12 protein-coding genes are annotated in these 9773 nt (G+C 67.3%); 6 read left to right on the plus strand and 6 right to left on the minus strand.

Annotated features, from left to right (window positions below; genetic code table 11):
* The 6 genes from VFF46_RS18510 to VFF46_RS18535 form a co-directional block, all read left to right on the plus strand.
* A partial coding sequence (locus VFF46_RS18510) for an extracellular solute-binding protein (RefSeq protein WP_325038389.1) occupies positions 1-794 on the plus strand: 794 nt, incomplete at its 5' end.
* Between the two features lie 5 nt (positions 795-799).
* Positions 800-1678, plus strand: coding sequence for a sugar ABC transporter permease (locus VFF46_RS18515; RefSeq protein ID WP_325038390.1), 879 nt, complete (start codon positions 800-802; stop codon positions 1676-1678).
* Positions 1668-2492, plus strand: coding sequence for a carbohydrate ABC transporter permease (locus VFF46_RS18520; RefSeq protein WP_325038391.1), 825 nt, complete (start codon positions 1668-1670; stop codon positions 2490-2492). The genes VFF46_RS18515 and VFF46_RS18520 overlap by 11 nt, the downstream gene beginning before the upstream one ends.
* Positions 2492-3274 carry a sugar phosphate isomerase/epimerase family protein gene (locus tag VFF46_RS18525; RefSeq protein WP_325038392.1) on the plus strand — a complete coding sequence of 261 codons (783 nt, stop codon included), beginning with the start codon at positions 2492-2494 and terminating at the stop codon, positions 3272-3274. The genes VFF46_RS18520 and VFF46_RS18525 overlap by 1 nt, the downstream gene beginning before the upstream one ends.
* 31 nt (positions 3275-3305) lie before the next feature.
* Positions 3306-3761: a carboxymuconolactone decarboxylase family protein gene (locus VFF46_RS18530; protein WP_325038393.1), complete on the plus strand. Its 456-nt coding sequence runs from the start codon at positions 3306-3308 to the stop codon at positions 3759-3761.
* Positions 3762-3777: 16 nt separating this feature from the next.
* Positions 3778-4128, plus strand: coding sequence for a YciI family protein (locus VFF46_RS18535; protein WP_325038394.1), 351 nt, complete (start codon positions 3778-3780; stop codon positions 4126-4128).
* A gap of 75 nt (positions 4129-4203) precedes the next feature.
* Here the strand turns inward: VFF46_RS18535 and VFF46_RS18540 are convergent, their stop codons facing one another.
* The 6 genes from VFF46_RS18540 to VFF46_RS18565 form a co-directional block, all read right to left on the minus strand.
* A complete protein-coding gene (locus tag VFF46_RS18540) occupies positions 4204-4521 on the minus strand; it encodes a hypothetical protein (RefSeq protein ID WP_325038395.1) in 318 nt (105 codons plus the stop codon).
* Positions 4522-4752: 231 nt separating this feature from the next.
* Positions 4753-5616, minus strand: a complete 864-nt coding sequence (locus VFF46_RS18545; protein ID WP_325038396.1) for a carbohydrate ABC transporter permease — start codon at positions 5614-5616, stop codon at positions 4753-4755.
* Complete coding sequence (locus tag VFF46_RS18550; RefSeq protein ID WP_325038397.1) at positions 5613-6548, minus strand: sugar ABC transporter permease; 936 nt, start codon at positions 6546-6548, stop codon at positions 5613-5615. The genes VFF46_RS18545 and VFF46_RS18550 overlap by 4 nt, the downstream gene beginning before the upstream one ends.
* 14 nt (positions 6549-6562) lie before the next feature.
* Complete coding sequence (locus VFF46_RS18555; RefSeq protein ID WP_325038398.1) at positions 6563-7855, minus strand: extracellular solute-binding protein; 1293 nt, start codon at positions 7853-7855, stop codon at positions 6563-6565.
* An 89-nt stretch (positions 7856-7944) separates the two neighbouring features.
* The gene (locus tag VFF46_RS18560; RefSeq protein ID WP_325038399.1) at positions 7945-8994 is read right to left on the minus strand and encodes a LacI family DNA-binding transcriptional regulator; all 1050 of its coding nucleotides are present in this window, start codon (positions 8992-8994) and stop codon (positions 7945-7947) included.
* Positions 8995-9031: 37 nt separating this feature from the next.
* On the minus strand, positions 9032-9739 hold the full coding sequence (locus tag VFF46_RS18565; RefSeq protein ID WP_325038400.1) for an SDR family oxidoreductase: 708 nt from the start codon (positions 9737-9739) through the stop codon (positions 9032-9034).
* Between the last annotated feature and the right edge of the window lie 34 nt (positions 9740-9773).

The raw sequence follows: 9773 nt of genomic DNA on the forward strand, positions 1-9773 counted from the left end.
TGTCCTGGGCAACGTTCCGCGACCTCGCGAAGCAGCTCACGAAACCCGGCGAGCAGTACGGCTTCACCTGCGCGCCGGCGATCGACGACCTGGTCTCGTGGATCTACTGCGCCGGCGGCAACGTGATGAGCGCCGACCAGACCCGCAGTACGCTCGGCGACCCGGAGGCGATGCAGGCGCTGCAGTTCGTGATCGACCTGTTCGTCAAGGACCAGGTGACCCCACCGATCAAGAACCTGGTCACCGAGAGCTCGATGGCGAACTTCCTGCAGGGCAACGTCGCGTTCATGCAGAACGGCCCGTGGCAGGTGGTGAACGCCCGCAAGGCGAAGTTCGACTGGGACATCATCCCGTTCCCGGCCGGTGCGAACGGCAGTACGCCGCGTGTCTCGGGCTCCAGTTTCGCGATCCCGTCGGGGGTCCGCGAGGGGCCGCAGCTCGACCTCGCCTGGAAGCTGCTCAAGACGCTCACGAGCACCGGCGCGCTCGACATCTACGCGAAGGCCGGCCGCAACAACCCGGCCCGGCTGAGCGCGGGCAGTGCGTTCCAGCCGCCGCCGGACAACCTCGGCATCGTCCAGGAGATCCTCGCGGGCAAGCTGGCCGGCGGGCACGCGTTCGACGTCACCACGAACTGGAACCAGGTCAAGCAACTGCTCGGTCAGGATCTGCCGCGGACGTTCCTCGGCCAGGTCACGGTCGCGGACGCGATCCAAGGCCTGACGCCGCGGCTCGACGTACTGATGCGGCAGCATCTCGACACCGTCAGGCAAGCCACGGCCAGGAAGGGGTGAGGACGATGGCCTGGCGCAACCGCGAATCACTCACGGCCTGGCTGTTCATCCTGCCCAGCCTGGCCGGGTTCCTGATCTTCACTGCCGGACCGGTCGTTGCCGCGGGCGTGATCTCGCTGCTGAACTGGAACCTGTTCAGCGCCCCGACCTGGGCCGGTCTGCGCAACTTCGCCCGGCTCGGCCCGGACCCGACGTTCTGGGCGGCACTCGGCAACACGGCGTATTTCACGCTGGTCAGCGTCCCGCTGACGATCCTGGTCAGCCTCGCGCTGGCACTCCTGCTCAACCAGGGCCTGCGCCGGATCGCGGTCTTCCGCAGCCTCCTACTGTTGCCGTACGCAACCATCACGGTCGCGGTGGCGTTCGTCTGGATCTGGCTCTACATCCCGCACGACGGACTGGTGAACGCCGTGCTGGGCTGGTTCGGGATCGACGGTCCGTCCTGGCTGATCTCGGACACCTGGGCGATGCCGGCGCTGATCCTGATGAGCGTCTGGAAGAGCTTCGGGTTCGGCATGGTGGTGTTCCTGGCCGGTCTGCAGGCGATCCCGCAACAGCTGTACGAGGCCGGCCGGGTGGACGGTACGTCGCCGTGGAACAGCTTCCGGCACATCACGCTGCCGATGCTCTCCCCCGCGCTGTTCTTCGTGATCGTGACGTCGGTGATCGGCTCGTTCCAGGTGTTCGACCAGGCGCTGATCATGACGAACGGCGGCCCGGGCACCCGCACCACCACGCTGGTCATGTACATCTACCGGACCGGCTTCGAGAACTACGACCAGGGGTACGCCGCCGCGCAGTCGCTGGTCCTGTTCGCGTTCATCGTGATCATCACCGCAGGCCAGTTCCTGCTCCAGCGCCGGTTGGTGCACTATGACAACTGAGATCCGCCGCAAGCTCGTCGTCTTCGCCTGCTTCGTCGTCACCGGCGTCACGCTGATCCCGGTCGTGATGATGGTGCTGGTCGCGTTCCAGTCCGACGCCGAGTCGATGGCCGCGAAGCCGGCGTTCTGGCCGAGCAGCTGGCATCCGGAGAACCTCACCCGCGCGTTCGACCTGGTACCGCTCGGCAAGTACCTGCTGAACACGATCTACTTCGCCGCCGGTACGACGCTCCTCGAAACCGTCACCGCGGCGCTCGCGGCGTACGCGTTCGCCCGGCTGAACTTCCCCGGCCGCAGCTGGTTGTTCGGGATCTACCTCGCGACGCTGATGATCCCGTCGCAGGTGACGCTGATCCCGCAGTTCGTGCTGGTCGCGAAGCTGCACGGGATCGACACCTGGCCGGGGATGATCCTGCCGCACGCGTTCACCGCGATCGGGGTGTTCCTGCTCCGGCAGTTCTTCCTCGGGATCCCGCGCGACTACGAGGAGGCCGCGCGACTGGACGGCGCGAACCGCTGGCAGACGTTCGTCCGCGTGATCGTGCCGCTGGCCGTACCGGCCATCGCGACGCTGGCCGTCTTCAAGTTCATCGGGCAGTGGAACAACCTGCTGTGGCCGTTGGTGATCTCCAACAGCGACGCGACCCGGACGGCGTCCGTCGGGCTGCAGGTGTTCCAGGACACCAACGGCACCCAGTGGAACCTGCTGCTGATGGCCGCGACCGTCACGACGATCCCGCTGATCGTCCTGTTCTTCCTCACGCAACGCTGGTTCGTCCGAGGTATCACGATGAGTGGGCTGGGAGGCCGTTGATGTCGTATCTGTGGTCCGTCTTCACCAAACCGTGGGCGGGGTTGCCCGGTGCCGAACTCGGGCGGCTGATCGCCGGCCTGGGGTTCGGCGGCGCCGAGGTGCCGGTGCGGGACACGGCGTACGTCACGCCGGCGACCGCGGAGGCCGAGCTGCCCAAGTTCGCGGCGCAGTTGCGGGCCGAGGGCATCGAACCGATCAGCGTCGCGAGCGACCTGTCCGAGCCGGTCTTCGCCGCCTGCGCGGAGGCCGGCGTACCGATGATCCGGATCATGGCCGACCTCGGCGCGGACGGGTACGCCGCGTCCGTACGGCGCAACCGCGAACTGCTCGAGCGGGCCGTCGTACTCACGGAACGGTACGACGTACAGGTCGGCGTACAGCCGCATCATGGGCGGTACGTGTCGTCGACGCTCGGCGTACTGCAGTTGCTCGACGGGTTGCCCGAGCGGTTCAAGCTCGTGTGGGACGCGGCGCACGACGCATTGGCCGGCGATCATCCCGCGGTGACCCTGGAGCTCGGCGCGGACCGGCTCGGGATCGTCAACCTGAAGAACGTCCACTACGTCCGCGCCGACGGCGGCTGGAAGACGAACTTCGTCGAGGCCGAGGACGGGCTGTCCGACTGGCCGGCCGTGTTCGCGGCGCTGCAGCAGCTCGGGTACGCCGGTCCCGTGTGCCTGACCGGGCAGTACTCCGATCCCGCCGTACCGGTGGAAACCCGGCTGGCGAAAGATCTCCGCTTCGCTGTCACATCCGCCGCGCAGCATCCGTCAAGGGAATGAAAGCAACCAAGACCCTGATGGAGAAACCACGATGCAAGCACGGATGACCAACCCCGCGATGATCCTGCCGGACGCCACCAAGGGCATCCAGAACATCTACAAGGCGATCGGGCAGTCCGGGGCGGACGGCAAGGTGCTGGAGCTCGTGCACCTGCGGGCCAGCCAGATCAACGGCTGCTCCCCGTGTGTGTTCGGCGGGATCAAGTCGGCGCTGAAGAACGGCGAGACCGACGAGCGGCTGCACCAGGTCGCCGCCTGGCGGGACTCCGACCTGTTCACCGACGCCGAGCGGGCCGCACTCGAGATGGCCGAGGCGGCGACCCGGCTGGCGGACAACCCGACCGCGGTCTCCGACGAGATCTGGAACGCCGCGGCCGACCACTTCGACGAGAAGGAACTGTCCGGGATCATCCTGATGATCGCGCTCACCAACCTGTTCAACCGCCTGAACACCACGACCCGCCAGCCTGCCGGTGCGACCTGGTAGTCGCTACCGTGAAGCAATGAAGTACATGCTGCTGATCTACGGAAACCAGGAAACCTGGGATGCCCTGCACGAGCAGGGCATCGACGGTGTGATGGAACAGCACCACAAGCTCAGCGCGGAGCTGACGGCGAGCGGCGAACTGGTGGACGGCATCGGCCTCACCACCGCCAACGCCCGCGTGGTCCGCGTTCAGGACGGAGTACCGGCCGTCACCGACGGCCCCTTCACCGAGGCCAAGGAAGTGCTGGCCGGCTACTACGTCGTGGACTGCGCGAGCCTGGACCGCGCGACCGAGATCGCCACCCGCCTCCCCGAGGCCCCGTACTCCCCCATCGAGATCCGCGAGTTCACGGATCCGATGGAGTGACTGGTCCAGGGACTTGCCGGGCTCAGCTGGGCGTTGGACACCTGAGACCGGCGAGTCACTGACTCAGATCGTCCCTCAGATCGTCGCCGTCCGGACAGGCTCGCTCGACGCGAGGATGACCCCACCTGAGGCGGGCGAGTCACCCATGCCCCGGCCACCTTGGACGTAGACCGTGCTTCCAGGTGCCGGTGCCTGCGCACCGGCCCTGAGTCGGAGCGTGGTCGTCATACCGTTGCTCAACCTGAGCACCGCCACGCGTCGCGGCCGCACCGACGGGATCGACGAGGTCACCTCGTGGATGCCGGTGCACACCGCCGGCTGGATCGCAGCCCGTCCGAGACCTTCGTTGCCGTGACTCCTCACGTCACGGCACTGCCCGGCGAGCCTACTCATCGCTGACACACTTCCCCCTTCTCATCGTTACTGCCCCCGAGTGCTGGCGGTAACGGCCGTGACGTCCTCAAGGCACGGCCGCACACTTCCCCGTCCTTCCCGCACCCGGAAACGACGCGGAAGTGATCAGCCAACCCTCGCTGAGAGTGACGACGTTTTCAAGGGATCGTGATCGGAATCCCGCGTACCGGAATCGCACTCTCAGGAAAACTCAGGTAACCCCCGGCCTGACTACTGGCCACCGAAGCCCGTCGTCGCGATGCCCTTGATGATCTGGCGCTGGAAGAACAGGAACACCACGACCAGCGGCAGCGCGGCCAGGATCGCGGACGCCATGTTCTGCGCGTACTGCAGGCCGTACGCGCTCTTCACTGTCTGCAGGCCGACCGGCAGCGTCATCAGGTGCGCGTCGGTGGTCACGATGAACGGCCACAGGAAGTTGTTCCAGGCGCCGATGAACACGAAGATCGCCACCGCCGCCAGGATCGGCCGCGACAACGGCAGCACGATCGACCAGAACACCCGCAGCCGCCCGGCGCCGTCCACCCGGGCCGCTTCCTCCAGCTCGGTCGGGATCTGGTCGAAGAACCGCTTCAGGATCAGCACCATCGCGGGCGCGAACGCCTGCGGCAGGATGATCCCCCAGTAGGTGTCGACCAGGTTGAACGCGAGCATCTGCCGGAACAGCGGCACGATCAGCAGCTGCGGCGGGATGATGATCGCCGCGATGATCGCGGCGTACAGCCAGCGTTTGCCCTTGAAGTTCACCCGCGAGAACGCGTACCCGGCCAGCGCCGAGGTCGCCACCGTGATCAGCGTGATCGCGACCGACGTGATCAGGCTGTTCCACGCCCACGAAGGGATGTCGCCGGCCGACAGCACCTTGCGGTACGCCGCGAAGCTGAAGCCGTCGGGTGGATTCAGGCTGAGCGTCGAGGCCCCGGCGTCCGCCTCACTCTTCAAAGACGTCAGTACCGACCAGGCGAACGGGACCAGCCAGGTGATCGCGAGGATCGCGAGGATCAGGAGCGCGACGAGTCGGGACACGCCCCACGGGTTCTCGCCCGGCTTGTGCGTTCGTGCGTATGAGCTCATGCGGCGCTCCTGCGGTTGATCAGCTTGTACTGCGCCAGCGACACCAGGACGATGAGCGCGAAGAACAGGTACGAGATGGCCGACGAGTAGCCGAACCGGTAACCGGTGAAGCCGGACTCGTAGATGTACTCGACGATCGAGCGCGTCTTCCCGGCCGGTCCGCCGTTGGTCAGCATGTAGATCTGGTCGAACACCTTCAGCGACGCGAGCAGCTGCAGCGTGACCAGCAGCGCGGTGGTCGGCGCGAGCTGCGGGATCACGATCGAGAACAGCTGCCGCCACTTGCCGGCGCCGTCCAGCGCGGCCGCCTCGAACTGCTGCTCGGGGATGTTCTGCAGCGCCGCGAGGTACAGCAGGAAGTTGAAGCCGATCGTCCACCACAGCGTGGTGATCACGACCGAGATCATCGCGACCTTCGGGTCCTGCAGCCAGGCCACCGGCGCGATCCCGACCTTCGCCAGTACGCCGTTGATCAGCCCGAGCGTCGGGTTGTACATCCAGCTCCAGAACATCACCACGACCGTGGACGCGAGCAGGTACGGCATGAAGAACGACAGCCGCCACAACCACCGGCCGGGGAGACCGAGGTTCACCAGCAGTGCCAGCGCGAGCGACAGTACGATCAGCGGGATCGTGCTCAGCACCGTGAACCACAAGGTGTTGCCGAGCGACTTCCACATGTCCGGGTCGGTCAGCGCCTCGCGGTAGTTGGCGAACCCGACCAGTCCGCTGCCCGCGCCGGTCAGCGTCTCGCCGGTGAAACTCAGGTACAGGCCGTACACCGCCGGTACCACCAGGAACAGCACGAACAGGACGGCGAACGGCGCCGCGAACGCCCACCCGGTGAGCGTCTCACCGCGCCTCGCACGCGCCCGGCCCTTGGCCGGGTTCTCCTCCGCGACCGCGGCCGGAGTGTCGATAGCAGTCGACATCTTGGACTCTCCTCTCACACCGGCTGCGGACGGTCGAGCAACTTGTTCAGCCGGGCGACGAAACCGTCGAAGCCGGCCGCTGGATCACCACTGCCGAGGAACACGTTCTGCACGTTCTCGGCGAAGTAGTTCTGGAAGTCGCTGCCCGCCCCGGTGAACCACGCGTCCGGGTCGTAGTTCACGTACGCCGGGATGCCCGCGTAGTTCGACTGCGGCTTCAACGCCTGGTACTCCGCACTCTTGGCCACCGGCTGGTACGCCGGGATGTGTCCGCCGCCGGCCCACTTCACCGACCGCTTCAGGATCTCCGCGACCATCGTGTACACGTGCTTGCGGCGCTCCGGCGACACCTTCGACTGCCGCGGCAGCACGAACGTGTGCGAGTCGGCGTACGCCGCCTGGGTCCCGAACAGCGTCGGGATCGGCAACGCGTCGACCGGCATCTTCGCGTCCTTCAGCACCGGAAGCTCCCAGACTCCGCCCAGGAACATCCCGCTCTCACCGTGCAGGAACTCGCTGGTCGCCGTACCGCCGTCGCCGCTGCGGGAGGCGATCTTGTCGTTCAGCAGCGAGCGGATGAAGGTCAGCGTCTTGACCGCCGCGTCCTTGTCGACCTGCGCCTGCTGACCCGGGACGAGCTTCATGTCCGCGCCGGTCTGCCGGTACAACGTGTAGAACAAACGCCACATCTGCGAGCCGTCGCCGAGGTACCCGTACGACAGGCCGTGCTTCTTGGTGACCTGCTGCAGCTTGGTCGCGACCTCGGTGAACTCCTCCGGGCTCTTCATCGAGTGCAGCGCCTCGGTGACGCCGGCCTTCTCGGCGTGCTGGGTGTTGTAGTAGAGCACGAACGGATGCGTGTCGAGGGCGATCGCGTAGAGCTTGCCGTCGTAGTGACACTTCTCCCAGACCCGGGCCGGGAAGTCGCTCTCGTGCAGGCCGGCCTCGGCGAGCAGGTCGAGGTCCCAGGGCTCCAGCAGTCCGCCCGGCGCGTACCCGGCGATCCGGGACGCGTGCATGATCGCGACGTCCGGAGCGCGCCCGCCGGCCGAGGCCATCGCGAGCTTGGTGTAGTACGGCGGGCCCCAGGCCAGCACGGTCTGGGTGGCGTGAAAGCCGAGGTTCGCGGCGTTGACGGCGTCCACCAGGCCGGCCATCACCGTCCCGTCACCGCCGGTCAACAGGTGCCAGTAGCTCAGGTCGGTCGTCGCGCGTGACGCACCGGGTGCGCAGCCGACGAGCAACCCGCCACCGGCCAGCGCCGCAGCTGCTTTCAGCAGACTGCGCCGGGAGAAATCTTCACTCATTCGGTCTCCTTTGGGGGCGGGACCGATGATTACATCGTTGGAATGCTACAGACAAGCATCTTGTGTGTGATTTTGCTGAAACGTGTCCGTTAGCGTGCGGTGCTGGCCCGCTCCACGACCCGGTGCGGGATCATCACCCGGCGCGGCGGCGCGCCCTTGTCCGCCATCCGTTCCTCGAGCAGGTCCAGCGCGGCCGCGACGAACGCCCGCCGGTCGAAGTCGATCGTGGTCAGCGGCGGGATCATGAACTGGCTCTCGAGGATGTTGTCGAAGCCGGCGACCAGCGTCTGCCCCGGGATGTCCACACCCGCGCCCCACAGCGCCGACAGCGTCCCGGACGCCATCGAGTCGGTGAAGCAGAAGAACGCATCCGGCAGCTCATGCTCGGTCAGGTACTTCGCCACCACGGTCGCCGCACCCTCCGGCCGCCAGCGGTCCAGCGGGATCTGCAGCGCCGGATCGATCGGTACGCCGGCCTCCTCGAGCGCCTCGCAGTACCCGGTGGTGCGCAGCCGCGAGGCCGCCGTACCGGGTGACTCGGCCGAGCCGCCGAGCATGCCGGCGCCGCTGGATCCCCGGGGGACCTCCGGCGTACCGACGGCAGCGATCCGGCGGCAACCCTGGGCCAGGAGGTGTTTGGTTATGTCCCGGGCAGCGGCCACGTTGTCGATCGCGACCTGGCTGACGACGTCCTGGTCGACGTCACCGATCAGCACCACCGGCGGCAGCGGGCCGGCCGACATCACCGCGCTGTCGTCGAGGTTCACCGGGTTCAGGATCAGGCCGTCGACCAGGTACGCGCGGGCCTTCGACAGCAGCTCGAACTCGCGGTTCGGCTCGGACGCGGTCTGCTCGATCTGTACGCCCCAGCCGCGCTCGTGGGCGAGCTCGACGACCAGGTGCACGATCTCGGCGGAGTACGGCCGGAGCAGGTCGGGCAGCGCCAGCGCGATCATGCCGGACCGGCCGTTGCGCAGCCCGCGGGCGCTCATGTTCGGCACGTAGTCCAGCTCGGAGAGCGCGCTCTCCACCCGGGCACGGGTCTCCGGACGCACGAACACGACGCCGTTGATCACGTTGGACACCGTCTTCGGCGACACCCCGGCCAGCTTGGCGACATCTTTGACGGTGGGACGCATGTCGCCCATTGTCACACCTGGCCCACGTTGTCAGCCGTCAACGGGTGACGAGCGCACCGCCGTTCACGTGCAGCACCTGGCCGGTGAGGTGCCGGGCGGCCGGCGAGGCGAGGAAGTGGATGGTGCCGGCGATGTCCTCGACCTGACCTTCACGCTTGGTCAATGTTGCCTGCAGCAACGTCTGGCGACGCTCTTCCGTGAGCCGGCCCTGGAAGAACTCCGTGTCGGCGGTGAAACCCGGCGCGACGACGTTCGAGGTGACTCCCCGTGGCCCGAGTTCGGCCGCGACGTCGGCGTTCCAGAGCGCCAGCGCCGCCTTGGACGCGCCGTACGAGCCGGGCCCGCGAGCCCCCGCGATCGAGCCGAGGTGGACGACGGCGGTGGTCAGCCGGGATGCCAGCGCGGTGGTCGTGAGGACCGCGCTGATCAGGTTCGCCTCCAGGTTGGCGAGCCAGTTCGCCTTCAGTTGCGCGAGACCGCCGTCCGGCCGGCCGAAGTCGGTGTTGCCGCCGGCATTGTTGACCAGTACGTCGACCTGCTCGGGCAACTCCTCCAGCAACCGCTCCACCTGCGCCGGGTCGGTCGCGTCGCACACCACTCCCCTGGCCCCGAGGTCGGCCGCCGTCTTCTCGAGTACGTCGGCCCGCCGGCCGGTGATCACCACGTCGTCCCCGTCCGCGCGGAATCGTTCGGCGGTCGCCCGCCCGATCCCGGTCGCGCCGCCGGTCACCACGATCGTTCGCATCTCTGGTCCTCACGTTTAGCTCTAAATGTTTAGC

The sequence above is a fragment of the Kribbella sp. genome (assembly GCF_035655035.1).
Taxonomy (GTDB): domain Bacteria; phylum Actinomycetota; class Actinomycetes; order Propionibacteriales; family Kribbellaceae; genus Kribbella.